This window comes from Salinimicrobium terrae DSM 17865 (genome assembly GCF_000424665.1).
GTDB classification, from domain to species: domain Bacteria; phylum Bacteroidota; class Bacteroidia; order Flavobacteriales; family Flavobacteriaceae; genus Salinimicrobium; species Salinimicrobium terrae.
Genome location: NZ_AUKI01000005.1, coordinates 17,359 through 38,950, shown reverse-complemented (window position 1 = coordinate 38,950; position 21,592 = coordinate 17,359). Strand labels below are relative to the sequence as shown.

Genomic DNA, 21,592 nt, shown 5'->3' with positions numbered 1-21,592 from the left:
ATAAGAGGTAAAAGTTAATTATATATCTTCAAAACTTATATTGGTAAAAGCTGCGGCAGATGGTTCCCCGGTTGCTTCTTTCTTTTTTCCATTTTCTGTTTCTTCCTCTTCGTATTCCTTTTTGAAATTCTTTTGATGACGCTCACTTATGACTTCTTCTCCTTTTTCATCAAGAATAAAATCGGTCATTTCCTGTAAGATTTCATTAAAGCCGGCAAAGTCTTCCTTGTAAAGATAGATCTTGTGCTTCTTGTAATGGAAGGAACCGTCTTCATTGGTGAATTTTTTGCTTTCGGTAATCGTTAGGTAATAATCATTGGCCTTTGTCGCCCTAACATCAAAAAAATAGGTGCGGCGCCCGGCTCTTAAGACCTTGGAAAAAATTTCTTCTTTTTCAATCGTTCCATTGTCGCTCATAATCAAAATATCTTTTACGGTTTGTAAATCTTAGGTTCAAAAATCCAAAAAAAATTAACATTCCGCAACAAATTTTTACATTTCTTTTTCACTAAGTTGTTTCAGGTACAGTTCTTTGTAGTAGCCTTCTGTTCCCAGAAGTTGCTGGTGAGTGCCACGCTGCACGATCCTGCCGTCCTCCAGAATGATGATTTTATCGGCATTTTTTACTGATGAGATCCTGTGGCTTACGATTATGGTGGTCTTGTTCTTGCTAATTTTAAATAGATTATTAAGAATTTCTTCTTCTGTCTCTGTATCAACTGCGGAAAGGGAATCGTCAAAAAGCAGAATTTTTGGATCATGTACTATGGCCCGGGCAATGGAGACCCGTTGTTTTTGTCCACCGGAGAGGGTGATTCCACGTTCTCCCAATACTGTGTCATATCCTTTGCTGAGGCCAGTAATATTCTTGTGTACCGCCGCATTCTTTGCGGCTTCTATGATCTCCTCTTCAGAAGCATCTGCTTTCCCAAACTTAATATTGTTTCTAATGGAATCGCTGAACAAGAAGGCATCCTGTGGCACGTAACCTATACTTTCCCTTAGATCTTTTAAGTTCATAGTTTCTAAATTCTTGCCATCAATAGTGATCTCGCCCTGTTCTACGTCATAGAGGCGGCCTATGAGTTCCAGAATAGTAGATTTACCCGACCCGGTTTTCCCAATTACCGCAAGGGTCTCCCCGCTTTCTACCTCAAAGCTAATGTTTTTGAGAGCTGTGATATTTGTGTCTTCATAGGTGAAAGTCACATTTTTAAAAGCGATAGATCCCTGTACGTCTTCGGGTTCATTGGAAGGATTTTGGATCTGTGGAACTTCTTTCAGGAATTCGTTGATCCTTTTCTGAGAGGCTTCGGCCTGCTGAACAATGGAAGTTACCCATCCTACTGTGGCAACAGGCCATGTAAGCATATTAACATAAAGGAGAAATTCAACAATTACCCCCAGCTCTTCAATTTCACCGTTAATGAATTTCCTTCCCCCAATATAGATTACCAGGATGTTACTGGCGCCAATAAGCAGGATCATAAGCGGGAAAAAGAAAGCCTGTACCTTTACGAGATCTATGTTTTTTTCCTTGTTTTCATTTGAAAGGGTAACGAATGATGTATTAGTTTGCGGCTCGAGTCCATAAGATTTAATTACAGAAATTCCGCTAAAGCTTTCCTGGGTAAAGGTGTTTAGCTTTGATAAATATTGCTGAACAATGGTACTTCGTTTGTTGATCGCAACACTGAGCTTATAGATGGCAAAAGATAGTATCGGCAGAGGAGAGATCACGTAGAGGGTGAGTTCCGGCGCCTGTAAGAACATATATGGTATTACCACGATGAACAAGACACCGGTTTGTAAACTGTACATAATGGCGGGCCCCGCATACATGCGCACTTGCGATACATCCTCGCTTATCCTGTTCATAAGATCACCCGTACGGTTCTTTTTATAAAAGTTAAGGGAGAGGTCCTGATATTTTCGGTAAACTTCGTTCTTAAGATCATATTCAATATGTCTGGACACCACAATGATCGCCTGTCTCATTAAAAATGTAAAGAGAGCCGCCATTAAGGTCGCACCCAGGATAAGTAGAATGTTGTGCATGAGTTCTTCGCGCAGGACAGCTTCCGAAGTAATTTCGCCGGTTACATATTCTTCAATTGCAGTAGTGGATTCACCAATAAAACGGGGAGTAAGAATAGCAAAGACACGTGCTGCAATTGTAATAATAATTCCTCCTATGAGGTGCCACTTATATTTGTAGAAATATTTATTAAGATGTTTAAGTTCTTTCATACGGCTTCTCCGGCTGCATTTTCAATTTCACATTTTTTTCTAAGTACAATGCTTATAAAATGAAATATTCATTATGTTTGTTATAAAATATTTCGAATTACGGAATTTTATCAAATTTTAAAACTAATGACAGTGGATGTTCTTAAGGTAAATGAATTTAAAAAAGCCGCTCCGGTTTTTGGGCAGCTTTCCTTTGATGACCATGAACAAGTGGTTTTTTGCAACGACAAAGATACAGGATTAAAGGCAATTATTGGAATTCACAACACAGTTTTAGGACCTGCACTTGGCGGCACCCGCATGTGGAATTACAACAGTGAATGGGAAGCCCTTAATGATGTGTTGAGACTTTCCCGCGGTATGACCTTTAAAAGTGCAGTTACGGGACTTAATCTTGGAGGTGGTAAAGCTGTAATCATTGGTGATGCAAAAACTCAGAAAACTCCGGAACTCATGCGTAGATTTGGGGAATTTGTCCACTCCCTGAGTGGCAAATACCTTACGGCGGAAGATGTGGGCATGGAGACCGTCGATATGGATACGGTACGAGAGGTGACGCCTTATGTTACCGGAATTTCTGAAGATAAAGGTGGTGCCGGAAATCCATCTCCTGTAACTGCTTACGGAGTTTACATGGGAATGAAAGCGGCAGCAAAATTTCAATATGGCAACGATGACCTGCAGGGAAGATTTGTTCTTGTACAGGGAGTTGGTCACGTGGGAGAGTCATTGGTAGATTACTTAACTAAAGAAGGTGCACAGGTAATCATCAGCGATATTAATCAGGAGAAATTGATCCGGTTGAGAGATCGCTATAATGCTACAATTTATGGTGGAGATGATGTCTATGGTGCAGATGTAGATATTTATGCTCCCTGTGCTCTTGGAGCCACAATTAACGATAAGACCATTGACAGGTTCAAAGCTTCGATAATCGCAGGAGCTGCCAACAATCAGTTAGCCGATGATACTAAACACGGAAGTATTCTTAAAGAAAAAGGAATTGTTTACGCACCCGATTTTCTAATCAATGCCGGAGGTATCATAAATGTCTATGCCGAACTGGAAGGCTACGGAAGAAAAGAGATCATGGAAAAGACCCAGAATATCTACAACACAACACTTGAAATCCTAACCGCAGCCGAAGCTAATGACATTTCAACTCATGAAGCTGCTCTCAAAGTTGCACAGCAGCGAATAGCTGCGAGAAAAAATAGCAAATAACCCCAGCGGTTTTTCAATTAAATACTATTTTTGCCGGGCGGAAGGGAAACACCTTTCGCCCTAATTTTTTAAAGTTCTTTTACAGCTATGTTGACCAGAAGACATATCAGGGTTAAAGTAATGCAATCTCTATACGCCTATTCCCAGAGCGAAAATGACAATTTAAAGTCAGAAGAGAAGTTTCTTCTCAAAAGCATGGACGAGATGTACGACCTGTATCTTTTAATGCTGAATTTATTCGTGGAGATCAAAGATTATGCAGAAGATTATTTAGAAAAATCTCAGCAAAAGCATTTGCCTTCTGAAGAAGATGTGGATCCCAACCGGAAATTTGTAAATAACGAGTTGATCGCGCAACTGGAGAAGAACAAAGCTCTTAATCTGGCACTGGAGACCCGAAAACTCAATAACTGGAAGAATGACGACGAATATGTTGAGATTCTTTGGTCAGAGATCAGAAAAAGCGAACTCTTTCAGGAATATATGTCCACCCGGACTTCGAGTTTTAAGGAGGATAAAGAGTTTGTTATTACCATTTTTAAGGAAATAATTGCCCCCAACGAAAAACTTTACGATTATCTGGAAGATAAGAAGATCACCTGGATTGATGACCTTCCTCTTGTGAATACTGCTATAGTGAAAATGCTGCAAAAAGCATCTGCGGGAAAAGAGCAGGGGTTGACACGTCTTTTTAAAAGCACTGAAGACAAAGACTATGCAGTAGAATTATTTAGGAAGACATTGCTCAACGATCAGAGTCTTGCCAATGAGATGGAGGGGAAGACCCCGAACTGGGATAAGGAAAGAATCGCCGATATTGATACCATTTTAATTAAAATGGCCATTTGTGAATTTTTAAAATTTCCCTCTATACCCGTAAAAGTAACTATTAACGAATATTTAGAAATTGCCAAAGAATACAGTACTCCTAAAAGTAGTATTTTTATTAACGGAATCCTTGATAAGCTTTCAAAAGAGTATAGGGAAAACGGCAAACTCAATAAAATAGGCAGGGGTCTTATGTAGTCCTGCAATTTTTCTTAATTTTATCCACTTTAACCTTAAATTGTAAATCATGAAAAAAGGAATTTTATTACTGGCATTGATTGCTGCCTTCAATTTCACTTCCTGCAAAGAAAATGCAGCGGAGAAAGTACAGGCAGAAAACGTTGAAGAAGCTGCACTGCGCGATTCACAGGAGGTAGTTTACCCCGAAGTTACTTTTGAGAAAACCGAGCACGATTTCGGAACTATCCAACAGGGAGAAAATGTGGAACATACATTTACTTTCACAAACACAGGAAACGCCCCATTAGTTATTACTAACGCAAGCAGTTCTTGTGGTTGTACTGTTCCTACCTGGACAAAAGAACCTATTGCTCCGGGAGAAACTGGTGAAATGCTGGTAAAGTTTAACGGTACAGGTCAAAACCAGGTTACAAAAACAGTAAATATTACTGCAAATACAGAGACCGGTAAAGAACAATTAAAAATCAAAGCTTTTGTAGAGCCTAAGGCACAGTCTTAAGCATAAACATGAGCAACAGAATTATCTATGGATCAATTAGCCCAGTTTGCCCCAATTATTTTAATGTTCATCGTGGTGTACTTTTTTATGATACGCCCACAAATGAACCGTGCAAAGAAAGAAAAACAATTCTCGTCTGAACTTAAAAGAGGAGACAGAGTTGTCACCAAAAGCGGAATGCACGGAAAAATAGTTGATTTCAGTGATAAACAAAATGCAGTAATTATTGAAACCGGAGCCGGAAAAATTACTTTTGACAGATCATCCATATCAATGGAGATGAGTCGAAAGCTGAACGAACCGGTGAAGGAAACAAAATAATTCCGGCGAGAATAAATAATAGTTAGCCCCATGCGTAGAAAGCCTGGGGCTTTTTTTTAAGCCTTCATATTCTCCTTTCGATCCCCTTAGTTACCCAGATTTTTTTTCATGGACTATTGTTTTGGTTGTCAGGATACCGAAACAAGTTCAGCATGACGTTGTATACCGGGGCGTCACCCTGAATTTATTTCCGGGTCTAAGGAGTGAAATTCCAAGGGATGCTGAAATAAGTTCAGCATGACGAAAAAACGGGAGCGTCACTCTAATTTTATTTCAGCGCTATTTTGTTGGTTGTCAAGGATGCTGAAACAAGTTCAGCATGACGTTGTTGATCGGGACGTCACCCTGAATTTATTCAGGGTTTATTAAGTTGGTCTTCAAGAATGCTGAAACAAGTTCAGCATGACGTTGTATACCGGGGCGTCACTCTGAATTTATTTAAGGGTCCATAAGGGAAGATTCTAGATGCTGAAACAAGTTGAGCATGACGAAATGATCGGGACGTCACCCTGAATTTATTTCAGGGTCTAAGGAGTGGAGTACCAAAGATTCTGGAACAAGTTCAGCATGACGTTGTTGATCGGGACGTCACTCTGAATTTATTCAGGGTTTATTAAGTTGGTCTTCAAGAATGCTGAAACAAGTTCAGCATGACTTTGTATACTGAGGCGTCACCCTGAATTTATTTTAGGGTCTATTATTTTGGTTTGCAAAGATGCTGAAACAAGTTCAGCATGACAAAAGGATCAAGATTCAACATGACGATTGAAAATAGAAAATCTTAAATTCTAAATTTTGAATTCGTATCCGCCGTCAATTCTGCTATTTTCACGATAACTTCTACCGCCTTCTGCATGCTTTCTACGGGAACATATTCATATTTCCCATGGAAATTATGGCCGCCGGCAAAAATATTTGGACAAGGCAAACCTTTAAAACTTAGCTGGGCACCATCGGTTCCGCCGCGAATGGGTTTAATGATGGGAGTTACATCTACCTGTTTCATGGCCTCTTCGGCAATGTCCACAATGTGCATCACAGGTTCTACTTTTTCCCTCATATTAAAATACTGATCTTTGATCTCCACCGTCACGCAATCCCTCTCGTATTGTCGACATATCTCTGTCGCCAGGTCTTTCATCATTTCTTTTCTGGCTTCAAAATGCTCCCGGTCATGATCTCTAATTATGTAATGAAGGGTAGTTTCTTCTACATCCCCCTCCATTCCGTTGAGGTGAAAAAATCCCTGACGGTCTTCGGTATGTTCAGGAGTTTCGAGGCGAGGTAGGGAGTTGATAAAATCCATCGCGATATACATGCTGTTGATCATCTTGTCTTTTGCGTATCCGGGATGAACACTTTTTCCGCTGACTTTTACAACAGCTCCTGCGGCATTAAAATTTTCAAATTCCAGCTCTCCCACCTGGCTGCCATCCATAGTATATGCCCATTCTGCACCAAATTTTTCTACATCAAATTTGTGGGCCCCCCGGCCAATTTCTTCATCGGGTGTAAAACAAATCCGAATCTTCCCATGCTTGATCTGCGGATTTTCAAGGAGGTATTTCATGGCCTCCATGATTTCAGTGATCCCGGCTTTATCGTCGGCTCCCAGTAAAGTTGTCCCGTCAGTGGTTATTATTGTCTGACCCTCGTACTGCAGGAGATCACTAAAATAATCTGGAGACAGGATAATATTTTTTTCCTTGTTAAGCATAATGTCTTTTCCGTCATAATTTTCGATGATCTGCGGATTTACATTGGTTCCCGAAAAATCGGAAGTGGTATCAAAGTGGGAGACGAAACCTATTACCGGCACTTCATGATCGATATTGGAAGGTAAAGTGGCCATTACATAAGCATTTTCATCTATACTCACCTCCTGCATTCCCATTTCCTGAAGCTCTTCCTTCAGTTTTCTTGCCAGGTCCCATTGTTTCTCTGTGCTGGGAGTGGTATCACTGGTTTCGTCACTTTGTGTATCTATCTTTACATAGCTTAAAAATCGGTCAATTATTTCCTGCTTATTAGTCATTTCTGCTGAATTTTTTCAAAAATAAAGATATAAAGAGCTGTTCGAAAACCTTTCCCCATTTCCTGCTTTTTTAGATGGCTTTGTGTTAATTTTGCCTAAAAGCGCCCAGATGTATAATAAAATTATTCGACCACTCCTATTTAATATTAACCCTGAAAAAGTCCACTATTTTACCTTTTCCACACTTCGGAAATTATTTTTGCTTCCGGGAACACAAAAATTAGTGCGGCAAAAGTTTGTAGTTGAGGATCAGCGGCTGGAGCGTGAAGTCTTCGGAATTAAATTCCCGAATCCCGTAGGGTTGGCCGCAGGTTTTGATAAGGATGCAAAACTTTACAAAGAGCTGTCAAATTTCGGCTTTGGATTTATAGAAATTGGAACACTAACGCCTGAACCACAGCCGGGGAATGAAAAGAAAAGACTCTTCAGACTTAAGGAAGACGGGGCGATCATCAATAGAATGGGTTTTAACAATGGGGGAGTGGTAGATGCTGTTAAAAGGCTAAAAAAGAATGACGGAGTTTTAATTGGAGGGAACATTGGGAAGAATAAGATCACACCAAACAAAAATGCAGTAAATGATTATTTGATCTGTTTTAATGCCCTTTTTGAGCATGTAGATTATTTTGTGGTGAATGTAAGCTCTCCAAACACCCCAAATCTTAGAGAACTTCAGGATAAGGAGCCACTAACGAAATTATTGGAAACCTTACAGCAACAAAACCTGAAACGGCCGGCGCCCAAACCCATTCTGCTAAAAATAGCCCCCGATCTTACCGATTCTCAACTTCTTGATATCATCGATATTATTAAAGAAACCGGAATCGCTGGTGTCATCGCTACTAACACAACGATCTCAAGAGAAGGATTAACTTCACCAGATCAAAAGGAAACCGGCGGCTTAAGTGGACGACCTCTTACCAAAAGGGCAACAGAGGTCATTCGGTTTCTTTCGGAAAAGAGTAACAAAGCTTTTCCAATTATTGGAGTTGGTGGAATAATGTCTGCAGAAGATGCTATTGATAAACTGGAAGCAGGAGCCAGTCTTGTGCAATTGTATACAGGCTTTATTTATGAAGGACCTCAGTTAGTTAAAGATATTAACCTGGAAATCCTAAAACGCACCGGGTGATCACAGAACTTATTCCATTTCTTACCGCTTCAATCCTGTTGACGATTTCTCCCGGGCCCGATATCGTTTACGTGCTGGTGCAGGGAATGACCAACGGAAAGAAGTACGGAATAATGACTGCTTTAGGGTTGGTCACCGGGATCATAATCCATACCAGCCTGGTGGCTTTTGGTATTTCGGCTGTTATAAAACAGTCCGAGACTTTATTCCTTCTTATAAAAGTTCTTGGGGCAACTTATCTGTTCTACCTGGCATGGCAGGTTTTTAGGAGTGAACCTTCAATTAAATTTGGAACGGGAATGAACAGCGATAGAAAGGAATTAACTTCCCTCTTTAGAAAGGGATTTTTTATGAATGTTTTAAATCCTAAAGTAGCTATTTTCTTTCTTGCCTTTTTCCCGGGATTTCTTTGGGAGCCCTATGGCAATACCGTTGTTCAATTCTTCATTCTTGGATTCTTGTTTATGCTGCAAGCTTTTATAATTTTTTCTATTGTCGCTGTACTTGCGGGGAAGATCTCGCATTATCTTCAAAAACACCCAAATTCCGGAGTGGTTTTTAAGTGGGTGCAAGTGCTGGTGTTTGTTGGAATTGGAATTTTTATATTAGTTTAAAAAATAGAAAACGGCCCGGAAATCCCCATTTTAACCTCGTAATTCTAAAATCTAACTTCTATATTTGGCTCATGGGGAAAATAAAGATTATTGAATGTCCGCGGGACGCGATGCAGGGAATAAAAACCTTTATTCCTACAGAAAAAAAAGTTCAATATATCCAGTCCCTTTTACGTTGCGGATTCGACACTATCGATTTTGGAAGTTTCGTCTCTCCCCGGGCCATTCCTCAAATGGCCGACACCGCCGAAGTGCTTTCCCAACTAGATCTTTCCCGCACCCAAAGCAAGTTACTGGCAATCGTTGCCAATACACGTGGGGCTCAGGATGCTTCGAAACATCCTGAAATACAGTATTTGGGTTATCCTTTTTCAATTTCCGAGAACTTCCAGATGCGGAACACACATAAAACTATCGCCGAATCTGTGGAAACTCTGCAGGAAATTCTTGACATAGCAGATGCTTCAGGAAAAGAAGTGGTAGCCTATCTTTCTATGGGCTTTGGAAATCCATATGGAGATCCATGGGACGTAGAGATTGTGGGGGAGTGGACAGAAAAACTTTCAGGAATGGGAGTTAAAATCCTATCTCTTTCAGATACAATTGGAAGTTCCACTCCAGAGGTCATAGAATATCTTTTTTCGAACCTTATTCCTAAGTACCCCACAATAGAATTTGGGGCTCATTTACATACAACACCTACCAAATGGTTTGAAAAAGTTGATGCTGCCTATAAATCGGGCTGCAGTCGGTTTGACGGGGCCATCCAGGGGTTTGGAGGTTGTCCTATGGCCAAAGATGAGCTTACCGGCAATATGCCGACAGAAAAACTGCTATCCTATTTTACTTCAAAAAAGGCCGATACAAATGTAAAGATGATGAGCTTTGAATCCTCTCACAACGAGGCTACCAAGATTTTTTCAACTTATCATTAGAAAAAGAGAATTCCTGATGATTAGATCAAAGAGGTCATGGACCATTAAATTTAAGTCTTAAATAGATTCTTTTTTGCACCTTATTTTTCCGTTGTATTTCCCTCACATTTTACCTAAAGTGGGGCAGATGCTCACCGGGAGGAGGAATCATCTCATGCTTAAGATCAAAGAATCAAATAATTAAATCTGCATCTGATTTTGTGATGAATTAAGTGTACATTTGCACGCAATTAAATCTTAATTGCCATGATCGCACACACCTCCAGGATTTTGGGCGAAGGACTCACCTACGATGACGTACTTTTAGTCCCTGCCTTTTCAGAAATCCTTCCCCGCGAAGTAAAAATTCAGTCAAAATTCACCCGCAACATTATGCTTAATGTTCCTATTGTTTCCGCCGCAATGGATACAGTAACCGAATCCCGTATGGCTATTGCTATGGCGAGGGAAGGAGGTATTGGGGTGCTTCATAAGAATATGACAATTGAAGAACAGGCTCTTAAGGTGCGTAAAGTAAAGCGTGCAGAGAGCGGAATGATCATTGATCCAATTACTTTACCTATCACTGCGAAAGTGGGGGATGCGAAAGAGAATATGCGCGAGCACAGTATTGGGGGGATTCCCATTGTGGATGATGAAGGTAAATTGCTCGGAATTGTAACGAACCGCGATCTAAGGTTCGAAAAGAATAACGACAGGCCAATTTCAGAAGTAATGACCTCAGAAAATCTTGTGACTGTAGCTGAAGGTACCTCTCTGGGAGAGGCCGAAGTTATATTACAGCAGAATAAGATAGAAAAGTTGCCGGTGGTTAATTCTGAAGATAAACTTGTAGGCCTAATCACCTTCAGGGATATCACAAAACTTACTCAAAAACCTATTGCCAATAAAGATACCTACGGAAGGCTTCGCGTAGCAGCTGCTGTTGGCGTAACGGGAGATGCTGTAGAAAGGGTTGAAGCACTGGTAAATGCAGGAGTAGATGCTGTAGTGATTGATACTGCTCACGGGCACACAAAAGGTGTGGTGATGGTTCTGAAAGAAGTAAAAAAGAAATTCCCGGATTTAGAAGTTGTTGTGGGAAATATTGCTACTGCCGAAGCGGCGAAATATCTTGTTGAGGCGGGTGCAGATGCTGTAAAAGTGGGAATTGGCCCGGGCTCAATTTGTACAACCAGGGTCGTTGCAGGGGTTGGCTTTCCACAATTTTCGGCTGTACTTGAAGTAGCCGCTGCCATCAAAGGCAGCGGAGTACCGGTAATAGCAGACGGGGGCATAAGGTATACCGGAGATATTCCAAAGGCTCTTGCTGCGGGTGCAGATTGTGTGATGCTAGGTTCTCTACTTGCAGGTACTAAGGAATCTCCGGGAGAGACCATCATCTACGAAGGAAGAAAATTTAAATCTTACCGTGGAATGGGCTCTGTAGAAGCGATGAAACAAGGTTCCAAAGATCGCTATTTCCAGGATGTGGAAGATGATATCAAGAAGCTGGTGCCCGAAGGTATTGTTGGTCGGGTCCCGTACAAAGGAGATCTTTATGAAAGTATTCATCAATTCATTGGCGGCTTAAGAGCCGGGATGGGATATTGCGGTGCAAAAGATGTTGCTACGCTGCAGGAGTCTGCCAAGTTTGTGAAGATAACTGCGTCAGGTATCAATGAAAGTCATCCCCATAATGTGACTATCACCAAAGAATCCCCGAACTATAGCAGATAACAAGCACTTATATAAAAAGAGGAGGCTCAAAAATGACATTTTTGAGCCTCCTCTTTTTATATGATTTTTGAAAATTTACTCCTTTACTTCAATCCCAAGTTTATTTAGAACCTTCAGGGTGATGTCATACTCCTGTGAAGAAAACGCCAGAGCGTTTCCGCCGGAGTGGAGGATCTGGGTGTAATTCTCTTCTGCGATTACTTCCAGCATAGCTTCATTGATCTTTTCATATAAAGGCTGAGTGAGTTCATTCCGCTTCATTTGCATCATAACTCCCGCTTTTTGCCTGAAGCTTTTAATGTCATTTTCAAGATTAATGATCTCAGATTCTTTGGCTTTTCTGTCTTCTTCAGAAAAAGTTTCATTATTGGCCTGGTAATCTTTTACCAGGGTCTCATAATTGGTGACATTTGATTCCAGATCTTTCTGAAGATCGGTATTATAGGATTTGAGAGCTTCATTTACCTGCACCATTTCTGGCATTTGATTAAGTATGTAATCTGCATCTATGGTTCCAACCTTTGACTGGGCAAAAGCTGAAATACTCAATAAGGCAAAACTTAAGACTAAAAGATATTTTTTCATGATTTGATTTTGATTTTCGCAAATATAAAGGAGCAGAGGCATTTATAAAGATTTTAATAAATTATTTTTTCAGTTTTGATATATCTGGCCGCGATGAGGTTTAAGAGCATCCCGCACAGGTCGCATTTCATGTTCGGTAACTACAAGGTATGCGATGGCATGTGCTTCCGAAAGCTTTTCTGAACCTGAGATTTGCAGGGATAATTCTTGGGTCTTCAAATATTCCTGCAGGTGAATGGCATGATGGGCAGCAGTAGTTTCGGAGTCGGGACCATGAAAGTCCCAGATGAGTTTCAGTTTTCTTTCTTCAGGCATTCGCTTAATTTTATAGTTCGCTCTCTACCAAAGCCGGGCCAAAAATATAATTTTTGGAATTTTATTTCGTTTTAGCTGCAGGTTGGTATACTGTTTGGAATTCGTATTTTCGCAAATTCATAATATTTAGATTACGTTGATAATAAAAAAGGGAAAAATCTTTTTAATTTTTTTGGGCTTTTTAACTGGTAGTTGCAGTTTTCTAACCGAACCCGAAGAAAAAGAAGTGATCGCCAGGGTGAATGATGCTTATCTTTACAAAGATGATGTTGCCACCCTTATTGCCGATAATACTTCACCCGAAGACAGTACTTTACTAATTAACAATTTTATTACCCGCTGGGCAACTCAGAAGCTATTGCTTGACAGGGCGAGAGTGAATCTTAGTGAAGAACAGCAGGCCGAATTCGATCGCCTGGTGCAGAACTATAGGAATGAACTCTATGCTAAGGCTTATACAGATGCCATTGTTGCACGTGAGCTTGATACCGGTATAACCCGGGCCGCAGCCGAAACCTACTTTGAAGAAAATGGAGAGAACTTTATACTTAATGAGAATCTTGTTAAGGTGAGGTATATCAATATTACAAAGGACAACAAGGATTTTGAAACTATAAAAACCCGTTTTCGCAGGTTTGATGAAGAGGATAAAAAGGCTTTGCTTGATATGGCTATTCAATTCAATTCCTATTCTCTAAACGATTCGGTTTGGGTGAAGACAAAGCAGGTCTACGACAAAATAAAGCCATTGACTCCTCAGGACAATCCTGAATTCTTAAAAAATAAGAATTTTATGCAACTTGAAGATTCATTAGGAGTATATTTGATCTCTGTTGAGGATGTTAAATTGCGCAATGAACAGGCGCCTTTGGAATATTCTTTGCCAAGTATTAAGCAGATCCTGCTTAACAAAAGAAAGCTGGATCTCATCAAGAAATTAGAAACAGACATTACACAAGATGCAATTAAAAATGACGAATTTGAAATTTATAATTAAATCATTAGGCTTGTTGCTATTCGTCCTTGGCGGGAGCAATTTACAGGCGCAGGAAGTAATAATTACCGATAGTACTTCTATAGGTATTGAATCTGATATTCAGGAGAAAATACAGGACAGGAGCGGCCGTTTTAAAGTAGATGGTGTGGCAGCAGTTATTGGGGATTTTGTTGTGCTTGAAAGCGACATCGACAAAATGTACCTCGAACTTCAAAGTCAGGGTGTTTCTACTGCAGACGTTACGAATTGTAATCTTGCCGGGCGTTTGATGGAAAACAAATTGTATGCTCATCATGCAATTCAGGATAGTATCATGGTTTCGGACGCCGAAATTAATGCTAATATCGATCAACAAATGGCTTACATGACACAGCAGGTAGGTTCTATGGAAAAGGTTCTCGAATTCTATAAGAAAGATAGTGAAGCTGAATTTAGAGCTGAACTTTTCGAGATCAATAAGCAAAACAGACTGGCTTCTGAAATGCAACGTAAGATCGTTAATGCAGTAGAGATAACTCCCGAAGAGGTGAGAGCTTTCTTTACAGATATTCCTGAAGAGGAGCGCCCTGTCTTTGGAGATGAAGTTGAGATTGCACAGATCGTGGTGGAACCTGAAATCCCACAGGAACAGAAAACAGAAATTATCAATCGTCTAAATGAAATGAGGGCAGATGTGCTTGAAAACGGTGCGAGTTTTGCCACAAAGGCTGTATTATATTCTCAGGATCCCGGATCAAGATCATCTGGTGGAAAAATTTCTTTAACCCGAAAAGATCCTTTTGTAAAAGAATTTAAAGATGCGGCATTTTCCCTTCAGGAAGGGGAGGTAAGTAAACCTTTCCAGACCGAATTTGGATATCACATTCTTACTGTGGATAAGATTCGGGGCCAGCAGGTTGATGTCCGCCATATTCTTTTGATCCCAGATGTTACTGAAGAAACCAAGCAAAAGGCTTTTGATGAGATCGAGAACGTGAGAGAAAGAATTAACAGTAAAGAGATCTCTTTTGCCGATGCTGCAAAAGAAGTTTCCGATGAGGAGGAGACTCGTGAGAGTGGTGGAAAACTTGTTAATCCTACCACGGGAGATACGAGATTTGAACTTACAAAAGTAGATCCATTGCTTTATGAGCAGGTTGTGAACCTGGAAGAAGGAGAGGTTTCAAGAGTTCTTACAGATCAGGATAATACCGGTCGTCCGTTTTATAAGATTATTACTGTGACCAACAGGTTTCCAGAGCATAAGGCAAATTATGCGCAGGATTACAATAAAATCAAAGAACTAGCCTTGAGAGATAAGCAACTGGAGGCAATTGAAAAGTGGCAAAAGGAGAAGATAAACGAAACCTATGTAAAGGTTAATGGAGAATATAGAAATTGTGAATATTCCAGCAACTGGTTAAAGAACCTATAATCCTTTTTACCAAGTATGACAGACGTAGAAGCGGTAAAGAATCTGGTTAACAGGCACCAACAATTAAGGCGTGAAATAGCCAAAAGGATTGTTGGGCAGCAGGATGTAGTAGATCAGATTCTTTTATCTGTTTTTTCCGGTGGTCATTCGCTGCTCATTGGAGTTCCCGGCCTCGCCAAAACACTTATGGTGAATACCATTGCACAGGCGCTGGGACTCAATTTTAAAAGAATTCAATTCACACCAGACTTAATGCCGAGCGACATCCTTGGATCTGAGATCCTGGATGAGAACCGGCAATTCAAATTTATTAAAGGTCCCGTCTTTGGGAATATCATTCTTGCCGATGAAATCAACAGGACCCCGCCAAAAACCCAGGCTGCGTTACTGGAAGCGATGCAGGAACGGGCGGTAACTGTTGCAGGACAACATTACAAGCTGGATTTACCTTACTTCGTACTGGCTACCCAAAATCCAATTGAGCAGGAAGGAACTTACCCGTTGCCCGAGGCTCAGCTTGACAGATTTATGTTCGCAATTAAGCTGGAATACCCAACTTTTGAAGAGGAGATAGAGGTCGTAAAAAGTACCACCAGTGATGAAGTGACAGAGATTAATTCTCTTTTTACTGCCCGGGAAATCGTTGATTTTCAACACTTGATACGGAGGATTCCTGTAGCCGATAATGTGGTGGAATATGCCGTTGGCCTTGTTGGAAAAACACGACCGGGGGGAGATAGAGCAACGCCTCTGGTAAAGGAATATGTAGATTGGGGTGCAGGACCAAGAGCTTCTCAAAATCTCATTTTAGGCGCCAAGGCCAATGCTGCTGTTCACGGTAAGTTTTCACCAGATATTGAAGATGTACAAGCGGTAGCCTATGGAATTCTAAGACATAGGGTTCTTAAAAATTACAAGGCCGAAGCCGAAGGAATTTCTGAAGAAGAGATTATAAAGAGCTTATTCTAAGATCATTTGCTATCTTTAGTTCATGATTATTTTTCTGGTAAAGGTTAAAAATTCCTGTCATTCTGGTTTTCTTTGGATGTCAATTCCTCTGGTTTAGATCGGGTGCCAATTTTCTCAACCTGGAGAGTTTGTCCTTTCTTGCAATCACTAGCTTTCTTTTCCTCAGCGGCTTTTGGCTCTTTTTATTATTTGATATTATCACTCCAGGATTTCTAATAAAACTTTCTGGTTGATCTCTATGCTTTTAGTGCCATGGCTGGCACCTATTATTTACCTCTTCCAGCGAAAAAAGCTGCAGCCGGGAGATCTTCCAATCTAAGGAAGGAATGAATAATTTGTCATTTTTACCATTTCCTTATTTTAATGCTAATTTTATGGGATTAGCTTATTTTTATGCGCTCTTTTTTTGGGATCCATTAAATTATATTTAGGTATTCTTCTTGTTTTGTATTGATTTTTTAAATCGGGCGGGAATTCGTAATTTTGCGGGACTTCAGAATAAAAACAATTCAAAATATGGCTTACGATATTGATATGATCAAGAAGGTTTACAGCCAGATGAGCGAGCGGGTTAATACTGCGCGTGAAATCGTTGGAAAACCTTTAACTCTTTCAGAAAAGATCCTTTATTCCCACCTATGGGATGGAACACCTACTCAAAAATTTACCCGCGGAAAAGACTATGTAGAATTTTCACCAGACAGAATCGCATGCCAGGATGCTACTGCACAAATGGCTTTATTACAATTTATGCAGGCAGGTAAGAAGAATGTTGCAGTTCCTACTACTGTTCACTGCGATCACCTTATCCAGGCAAAACTTGGAGCTCAATTTGATCTACCAAGTGCGAAAAAGTCAAGTGATGAGGTGTTTGATTTTCTTGAATCTGTTTCCAACAAATATGGAATTGGTTTCTGGAAACCGGGTGCCGGAATTATTCATCAGGTTGTTTTAGAAAACTATGCTTTCCCCGGAGGAATGATGATTGGAACCGATTCACACACCGTGAATGCCGGTGGACTTGGAATGGTTGCTATTGGTGTTGGTGGTGCAGATGCTGTGGATGTTATGGCGGGAATGGCTTGGGAACTTAAATTCCCGAAATTAATTGGTGTGAAGCTTACCGGAAAACTATCTGGCTGGACTGCTCCAAAAGATGTTATTCTTAAAGTTGCCGGTATTCTTACTGTTAAAGGGGGAACCGGGGCAATTATTGAATACTTTGGCGAAGGAGCCGAATCTATGTCGGCCACAGGAAAAGGAACAATTTGTAATATGGGTGCCGAAGTGGGGGCTACTACTTCCACTTTTGGTTATGATGAATCCATGGCAAGATATCTTCGTGCTACCAATCGTGCCGATGTTGCCGATGCAGCTAACGAAGTGAAAGAACACCTGACAGGTGATGCTGAAGTTTACGCAAATCCTGAACAATATTTTGATGAAGTGATCGAGATCAATCTTTCTGAATTGAGACCTCACCTTAATGGGCCTTTTACTCCCGATCTTGCTACGCCAATTTCTGAAATGGGGGAAAAAGCTAAAAAGCACGATTGGCCAATAAACGTGGATTGGGGTTTAATTGGATCATGTACCAACTCATCTTATGAAGATCTTACCCGTGCAGCGTCCATTGCGAAACAGGCGGTCGATAAAAAAGTTAAAGCTAAGTCTGATTTTGGAATTAACCCGGGCTCTGAAACTATTCGTTTCACTGCAGAAAGAGATGGTTTAATACAAATCTTTGAGGATCTTGACGCTACTATCTTTACAAATGCCTGTGGGCCATGTATAGGCCAATGGGACCGAAGTGACCGTAAGGGTGAAGAAAAAAATACTATTGTACATTCTTTTAACCGTAACTTCTCAAAAAGGGCAGATGGGAACCCAAATACCCACGCCTTTGTAGGATCACCGGAAATGGTTGCTGCAATAGCAATCGCCGGAAGATTAGATTTCGATCCCACAAGAGATACGCTGTTAAATGAAGATGGTGAGCATGTAAAACTTGATGAGCCTACAGGATTGGAATTGCCACCAAAAGGTTTTGATGTGGAAGATCCCGGCTACCTTGCACCAACTGAAGATGGTGCAAGTGTGGAGGTAAAAGTAAACCCGAATTCTGAAAGACTTCAGTTACTTGAGCCATTTGAGCCATGGGACGGAAAAAATTTGACAGGGGCGAAGTTACTTATAAAAGCTTACGGCAAATGTACAACAGATCATATTTCCATGGCCGGACCCTGGTTACGCTTTAGAGGTCACCTCGACAACATTTCAAACAATTGTTTGATAGGTGCTGTCAATGCTTTCAACAAGAAAACTAATTTTGTCAAAAATCAGGTTACCGGAGAATATGACGGTGTGCCCGCAACTCAGCGAAAGTATAAAGCCGCAGGAATCCCTACAGTAGTAGTGGGAGATCACAACTACGGAGAAGGTTCTTCCCGGGAACATGCAGCTATGGAGCCAAGACATCTTGGAGTCAAAGTAGTACTTGTAAAATCTTTTGCTAGAATTCATGAGACCAATTTGAAAAAGCAGGGAATGCTGGGAATCACTTTTGCCAATGAAAGTGATTACGATCTTGTGCAAGAAGACGATACTTTTAACTTTATTGATCTTGAAAGTTTTGCACCAGATAAGCAACTTACAATAGAGATTGTACATGCTGATGGTTCTAAGGATACAATTAAGGCAAATCACACTTATAATCTACCGCAAATCGAGTGGTACAAGGAGGGATCTGCCCTTAACCTGATCAAAAAGCAGAATGCCGCTTAAAAATCAAAGAATATATTCAAAGCTAAACTCCCGCCGCGGCGGGAGTTTTTGTTTAATTACCCTGAGAGAGTAAATAACTCGGGCGTGCCCAGAAGAAACTTTACTTTATAAGCTAAAGACCCTATCTTTTCTCACCAATAAATCGACTCAGAACTAAAGCTGTGTTGTAACAAAATATTTCGTGGTATAAGTCCGGAGAAAATTGTCCTGGATAGATAAAAATAAAAAAGCAATTCCGAAGAATTGCTTTTCCAAAAAGTAGATGAGAACTCCGGAGGTTTATTTCCGGAGGATTCGATTAAGTAATTTTTGCCCCCCAGTAAAAATTACTTTTCGTCTCATCTATTTACGGTAAGGATTCCAATTTGTTCTTGTGTTTAAAAAGTACATCAAGAGTCGAGGATGGAATATCCTGATTATAAAGTGTTTCGTAATATAATTTAATATTTTTTTTCTCTTTTTCATAGCAGGCCTTCAAATTTAAATTATTGAAGGTGTTCCGGGCCAGATAATCCAGTTTAAGAAAAACCGGTAAAAAGTTCAAAACTGCACTTCCTACAGTGGAAATCTGAATGGAATTCTTTATATTAAAAAGGAGCTTTCTTAACTCTAATTTTGCTTTTTCTCTTATCTCGATAAGTTTACCAATATTCTCGGCCATGTCCTTGTCATCCTGTTTCAGATCGTAATAAAGTACATAATACATTTGAAGCAGATCATCATTGGAAAGATCTAATCTGAGTAGCTGAGAATATAATTGAAACTGCATCTTCGTCTAAGTCTAGAGAAATTATCTGTGATAAATGTAATCTTTATTTCTGTTCATGAAGATGCTAAAATAGTGATTAACAGAAATTTAGGCTTTTTGTAAGCAGTCAAGTAAGAAAAGTGAAAACCTTAACGATGTATAGCAGAATATTTTCTGAAGGGAGAAGAGTGTTTTTGGCTTTAAAAGTGCCCAGAGCGGGACTCGAACCCGCACGCTCTAATGAACACATGGCCCTCAACCATGCCTGTCTACCAGTTCCAGCACCTGGGCATTCCTTAACATTTCTTTAAGAGCTTTAAAAATATCATTAAGATATTCTAAAGTAGAAATTCAAAGATCTTTAGCCTCTTTATTTGTAAAACAAAAATGTTCCGAAAAACAACTAAGATTAAATATCCTCTGAAGTATTTTCTTCGCCCTTTTACCAGGACCTGGACTTTTTAGACGACGTTTTCTTCAAGTTTTACAATATAAGTGACCTGGCTGGGATTCGAACCCAGGACCCTCTCCTTAAAAGGGAGATGCTCTACCAGCTGAGCTACCAGGTCAAAAATAATAAGAACTTTTTGTGGTATGGTTAGGTTTTCTTTCGATTTTACCTATCCATTCACTTTGTGATCTGGCTGGGATTCGAACCCAGGACCCTCTCCTTAAAAGGGAGATGCTCTACCAGCTGAGCTACCAGGTCAAAAATAATAAGAACTTTTTGTGGTATGGTTAGGTTTTCTTTCGATTTTACCTATCCATTCACTTTGTGATCTGGCTGGGATTCGAACCCAGGACCCTCTCCTTAAAAGGGAGATGCTCTACCAGCTGAGCTACCAGATCTGCTTTGTTGCATTTTTGCTAATGCGGGTGCAAATATACCCACATTAATTTATTTTTCAAGAACAAATTGACATAAATTTGAACATCATTTTAAACGTGGAGTAAAACTCCTTATAAATCATATATTTAAGCATGAAATTAATTCTGGCAGGTTATATGGGATCGGGGAAAACTGTAGTTGGAAAAGCTCTCGCGACTCAATTGTCCCTAAAATTTCTTGATCTGGATAAGGAAATATGTGCAAAAGAAAATAGAACTATTCCGGAGATTTTTACAGAATCGGGGGAAATTTATTTCCGCAGGAGGGAAGCAGAAGTATTGAAAAATCTTCTGGAGCAGGAAGAAAATTTTGTTCTTTCCTTAGGTGGCGGCACCCCTTGTTATGGAAAAAATTTACAACTCATTAAAAATACTTCCGAAGCCACCTTGATTTATCTTAAAACGGGTCTGCAGCAACTTATGGAACGTCTATCAAATGAAAAAGAAGATCGCCCTTTAATAAAAGAGCTGGGAACTCCTGAAGCTCTGGAAGATTTTCTAAGAAAGCACTTGTTCGAGCGTACTTTCTATTATAATCAAAGTGACCTAATAGTCTCAACAGATAGTAAATCCATTGAACAGGTCGTACAGGAAATTCAAAGTAATTTAAATTAGTTCGACCCTGGCGGCACCTGCATTGAAATCGACCTTTACCGTTTCATGAATGGAGGTGGAAAGAGAAATTCCTTTATAATCGGCTTTTACAGGGTAATTTTTATGACTGCGGTCAACGAGAACAGCAGTTTTGAATCTTTTAAGCGGCACATCAAGGAAATGTCTTACCCCATAGATCAAGGTAGCGCCGGAATTAAGGACATCATCTATTAAAACAAGTGCCTTGTTTTGGTAATCTTCAGGAGACAGGCTGGTTGTTATGGGTTCCAGGGGATTCTTTTTATTTATTTTCACTTCACAAAGCAGCACATCCATATCAGAGATCCTTTGCAGTTCTGCCTGAAGTTTTTGAGCAAGTTTAAAACCGCTCTTTGCAATTCCTGCAAGTATAATTTGTTCTTCCTCTACATTACTTTCATAGATTTGATAAGCGATCCTAGTAATTTTATGGTTGATCTGTTCATTATTAAGGATCAGGACAGCATTGTTCTCCATGGGATGTTTTTTATAAAGATAATA

At 40.1% G+C, this 21,592-nt stretch carries 21 protein-coding genes and 4 tRNA genes; 14 read left to right on the top strand and 11 right to left on the bottom strand.

Annotation, left to right across the window (positions count from 1 at the left end):
- Window positions 1–18: 18 nt before the first annotated feature.
- On the bottom strand, window positions 19–417 hold the full coding sequence (locus tag H148_RS0102160; protein WP_029033331.1) for a PUR family DNA/RNA-binding protein: 399 nt from the start codon (window positions 415–417) through the stop codon (window positions 19–21).
- A gap of 75 nt (window positions 418–492) precedes the next feature.
- Window positions 493–2,250, bottom strand: coding sequence for an ABC transporter ATP-binding protein (locus H148_RS0102155; protein ID WP_029033330.1), 1,758 nt, complete (start codon window positions 2,248–2,250; stop codon window positions 493–495).
- A gap of 126 nt (window positions 2,251–2,376) precedes the next feature.
- Between H148_RS0102155 and H148_RS0102150 the strand changes: the two genes are divergently transcribed.
- The 4 genes from H148_RS0102150 (at window position 2,377) to yajC (ending at window position 5,323) form a co-directional block, all read left to right on the top strand.
- Window positions 2,377–3,474 carry a Glu/Leu/Phe/Val family dehydrogenase gene (locus H148_RS0102150; RefSeq protein ID WP_029033329.1) on the top strand — a complete coding sequence of 366 codons (1,098 nt, stop codon included), beginning with the start codon at window positions 2,377–2,379 and terminating at the stop codon, window positions 3,472–3,474.
- An 87-nt stretch (window positions 3,475–3,561) separates the two neighbouring features.
- Window positions 3,562–4,500 carry a transcription antitermination factor NusB gene (gene nusB, locus H148_RS0102145; RefSeq protein WP_029033328.1) on the top strand — a complete coding sequence of 313 codons (939 nt, stop codon included), beginning with the start codon at window positions 3,562–3,564 and terminating at the stop codon, window positions 4,498–4,500.
- Window positions 4,501–4,549: 49 nt separating this feature from the next.
- Window positions 4,550–5,002: a DUF1573 domain-containing protein gene (locus H148_RS0102140; RefSeq protein ID WP_029033327.1), complete on the top strand. Its 453-nt coding sequence runs from the start codon at window positions 4,550–4,552 to the stop codon at window positions 5,000–5,002.
- A gap of 27 nt (window positions 5,003–5,029) precedes the next feature.
- Window positions 5,030–5,323: a preprotein translocase subunit YajC gene (gene yajC, locus H148_RS0102135; RefSeq protein WP_029033326.1), complete on the top strand. Its 294-nt coding sequence runs from the start codon at window positions 5,030–5,032 to the stop codon at window positions 5,321–5,323.
- A 781-nt stretch (window positions 5,324–6,104) separates the two neighbouring features.
- On the opposite strand, the gene pepT is transcribed toward yajC, so the two are convergent.
- A complete protein-coding gene (gene pepT / locus H148_RS0102130; protein WP_029033325.1) occupies window positions 6,105–7,358 on the bottom strand; it encodes a peptidase T in 1,254 nt (417 codons plus the stop codon).
- Window positions 7,359–7,467: 109 nt separating this feature from the next.
- Between pepT and H148_RS0102125 the strand changes: the two genes are divergently transcribed.
- From H148_RS0102125 to guaB, 4 genes are all read left to right on the top strand, one after another.
- Window positions 7,468–8,490 carry a quinone-dependent dihydroorotate dehydrogenase gene (locus tag H148_RS0102125; RefSeq protein ID WP_029033324.1) on the top strand — a complete coding sequence of 341 codons (1,023 nt, stop codon included), beginning with the start codon at window positions 7,468–7,470 and terminating at the stop codon, window positions 8,488–8,490.
- Window positions 8,487–9,104 (top strand): LysE family translocator, encoded by a 618-nt coding sequence (locus H148_RS0102120; protein WP_029033323.1) that lies wholly within the window; start codon window positions 8,487–8,489, stop codon window positions 9,102–9,104. The genes H148_RS0102125 and H148_RS0102120 overlap by 4 nt, the downstream gene beginning before the upstream one ends.
- A gap of 71 nt (window positions 9,105–9,175) precedes the next feature.
- Window positions 9,176–10,039, top strand: coding sequence for a hydroxymethylglutaryl-CoA lyase (locus H148_RS0102115; protein WP_029033322.1), 864 nt, complete (start codon window positions 9,176–9,178; stop codon window positions 10,037–10,039).
- Window positions 10,040–10,285: 246 nt separating this feature from the next.
- Entirely contained in the window at window positions 10,286–11,758 is a 1,473-nt protein-coding gene (guaB, locus tag H148_RS0102110) for an IMP dehydrogenase (protein WP_029033321.1), read from the top strand.
- Between the two features lie 75 nt (window positions 11,759–11,833).
- On the opposite strand, the gene H148_RS0102105 is transcribed toward guaB, so the two are convergent.
- Entirely contained in the window at window positions 11,834–12,343 is a 510-nt protein-coding gene (locus H148_RS0102105) for an OmpH/Skp family outer membrane protein (RefSeq protein WP_029033320.1), read from the bottom strand.
- A 69-nt stretch (window positions 12,344–12,412) separates the two neighbouring features.
- Window positions 12,413–12,658, bottom strand: coding sequence for a hypothetical protein (locus H148_RS0102100; RefSeq protein ID WP_029033319.1), 246 nt, complete (start codon window positions 12,656–12,658; stop codon window positions 12,413–12,415).
- 172 nt (window positions 12,659–12,830) lie between these two features.
- Between H148_RS0102100 and H148_RS0102095 the strand changes: the two genes are divergently transcribed.
- From H148_RS0102095 to H148_RS0102080, 5 genes are all read left to right on the top strand, one after another.
- Window positions 12,831–13,655 (top strand): peptidyl-prolyl cis-trans isomerase, encoded by an 825-nt coding sequence (locus H148_RS0102095; protein ID WP_245583373.1) that lies wholly within the window; start codon window positions 12,831–12,833, stop codon window positions 13,653–13,655.
- The gene (locus H148_RS0102090; RefSeq protein WP_029033317.1) at window positions 13,618–15,069 is read left to right on the top strand and encodes a peptidylprolyl isomerase; all 1,452 of its coding nucleotides are present in this window, start codon (window positions 13,618–13,620) and stop codon (window positions 15,067–15,069) included. Before H148_RS0102095 ends, H148_RS0102090 begins: the two co-directional genes overlap by 38 nt.
- A 15-nt stretch (window positions 15,070–15,084) precedes the next feature.
- Entirely contained in the window at window positions 15,085–16,038 is a 954-nt protein-coding gene (locus H148_RS0102085) for an AAA family ATPase (RefSeq protein ID WP_029033316.1), read from the top strand.
- Window positions 16,039–16,246: 208 nt separating this feature from the next.
- On the top strand, window positions 16,247–16,357 hold the full coding sequence (locus H148_RS19015; protein ID WP_156877185.1) for a PLDc N-terminal domain-containing protein: 111 nt from the start codon (window positions 16,247–16,249) through the stop codon (window positions 16,355–16,357).
- A 197-nt stretch (window positions 16,358–16,554) separates the two neighbouring features.
- Window positions 16,555–18,822 carry an aconitate hydratase gene (locus H148_RS0102080; protein WP_029033315.1) on the top strand — a complete coding sequence of 756 codons (2,268 nt, stop codon included), beginning with the start codon at window positions 16,555–16,557 and terminating at the stop codon, window positions 18,820–18,822.
- Between the two features lie 346 nt (window positions 18,823–19,168).
- Here H148_RS0102080 and H148_RS0102075 read toward each other — a convergent pair whose 3' ends face one another.
- The 5 genes from H148_RS0102075 to H148_RS0102055 form a co-directional block, all read right to left on the bottom strand.
- Window positions 19,169–19,591, bottom strand: coding sequence for a hypothetical protein (locus H148_RS0102075; RefSeq protein WP_029033314.1), 423 nt, complete (start codon window positions 19,589–19,591; stop codon window positions 19,169–19,171).
- 186 nt (window positions 19,592–19,777) lie between these two features.
- Window positions 19,778–19,861 (bottom strand) — tRNA-Leu (locus tag H148_RS0102070).
- 205 nt (window positions 19,862–20,066) lie between these two features.
- Window positions 20,067–20,139: transfer RNA gene (locus H148_RS0102065), tRNA-Lys, on the bottom strand.
- Between the two features lie 67 nt (window positions 20,140–20,206).
- A tRNA-Lys gene (locus H148_RS0102060) sits at window positions 20,207–20,279 on the bottom strand.
- 67 nt (window positions 20,280–20,346) lie between these two features.
- Window positions 20,347–20,419, bottom strand: a tRNA-Lys gene (locus H148_RS0102055).
- Window positions 20,420–20,551: 132 nt separating this feature from the next.
- Between H148_RS0102055 and H148_RS0102050 the strand changes: the two genes are divergently transcribed.
- Entirely contained in the window at window positions 20,552–21,073 is a 522-nt protein-coding gene (locus tag H148_RS0102050) for a shikimate kinase (protein ID WP_029033313.1), read from the top strand.
- Here H148_RS0102050 and H148_RS0102045 read toward each other — a convergent pair.
- Window positions 21,065–21,568 carry a phosphoribosyltransferase family protein gene (locus tag H148_RS0102045; RefSeq protein WP_029033312.1) on the bottom strand — a complete coding sequence of 168 codons (504 nt, stop codon included), beginning with the start codon at window positions 21,566–21,568 and terminating at the stop codon, window positions 21,065–21,067. The two genes, H148_RS0102050 and H148_RS0102045, sit on opposite strands and share 9 nt — an antisense overlap.
- Window positions 21,569–21,592: the final 24 nt, after the last annotated feature.

Bases quoted from the DNA above. Each gene is read 5' to 3' on its own strand.
- H148_RS0102080 (WP_029033315.1), top strand. From the start codon at position 16,555: ATGGCTTACGATATTGATATGATCAAGAAGGTTTACAGCCAGATGAGC.
- yajC (WP_029033326.1), top strand. From the start codon at position 5,030: ATGGATCAATTAGCCCAGTTTGCCCCAATTATTTTAATGTTCATCGTG.
- H148_RS0102105 (WP_029033320.1), bottom strand. From the start codon at position 12,343: ATGAAAAAATATCTTTTAGTCTTAAGTTTTGCCTTATTGAGTATTTCA.
- pepT (WP_029033325.1), bottom strand. From the start codon at position 7,358: ATGACTAATAAGCAGGAAATAATTGACCGATTTTTAAGCTATGTAAAG.
- H148_RS0102090 (WP_029033317.1), top strand. From the start codon at position 13,618: ATGCAATTAAAAATGACGAATTTGAAATTTATAATTAAATCATTAGGC.
- H148_RS0102100 (WP_029033319.1), bottom strand. From the start codon at position 12,658: ATGCCTGAAGAAAGAAAACTGAAACTCATCTGGGACTTTCATGGTCCC.
- H148_RS0102115 (WP_029033322.1), top strand. From the start codon at position 9,176: ATGGGGAAAATAAAGATTATTGAATGTCCGCGGGACGCGATGCAGGGA.
- H148_RS0102050 (WP_029033313.1), top strand. From the start codon at position 20,552: ATGAAATTAATTCTGGCAGGTTATATGGGATCGGGGAAAACTGTAGTT.
- nusB (WP_029033328.1), top strand. From the start codon at position 3,562: ATGTTGACCAGAAGACATATCAGGGTTAAAGTAATGCAATCTCTATAC.
- H148_RS0102160 (WP_029033331.1), bottom strand. From the start codon at position 417: ATGAGCGACAATGGAACGATTGAAAAAGAAGAAATTTTTTCCAAGGTC.
- guaB (WP_029033321.1), top strand. From the start codon at position 10,286: ATGATCGCACACACCTCCAGGATTTTGGGCGAAGGACTCACCTACGAT.
- H148_RS0102150 (WP_029033329.1), top strand. From the start codon at position 2,377: ATGACAGTGGATGTTCTTAAGGTAAATGAATTTAAAAAAGCCGCTCCG.
- H148_RS0102075 (WP_029033314.1), bottom strand. From the start codon at position 19,591: ATGCAGTTTCAATTATATTCTCAGCTACTCAGATTAGATCTTTCCAAT.
- H148_RS0102085 (WP_029033316.1), top strand. From the start codon at position 15,085: ATGACAGACGTAGAAGCGGTAAAGAATCTGGTTAACAGGCACCAACAA.
- H148_RS0102045 (WP_029033312.1), bottom strand. From the start codon at position 21,568: ATGGAGAACAATGCTGTCCTGATCCTTAATAATGAACAGATCAACCAT.
- H148_RS0102125 (WP_029033324.1), top strand. From the start codon at position 7,468: ATGTATAATAAAATTATTCGACCACTCCTATTTAATATTAACCCTGAA.
- H148_RS0102140 (WP_029033327.1), top strand. From the start codon at position 4,550: ATGAAAAAAGGAATTTTATTACTGGCATTGATTGCTGCCTTCAATTTC.
- H148_RS0102155 (WP_029033330.1), bottom strand. From the start codon at position 2,250: ATGAAAGAACTTAAACATCTTAATAAATATTTCTACAAATATAAGTGG.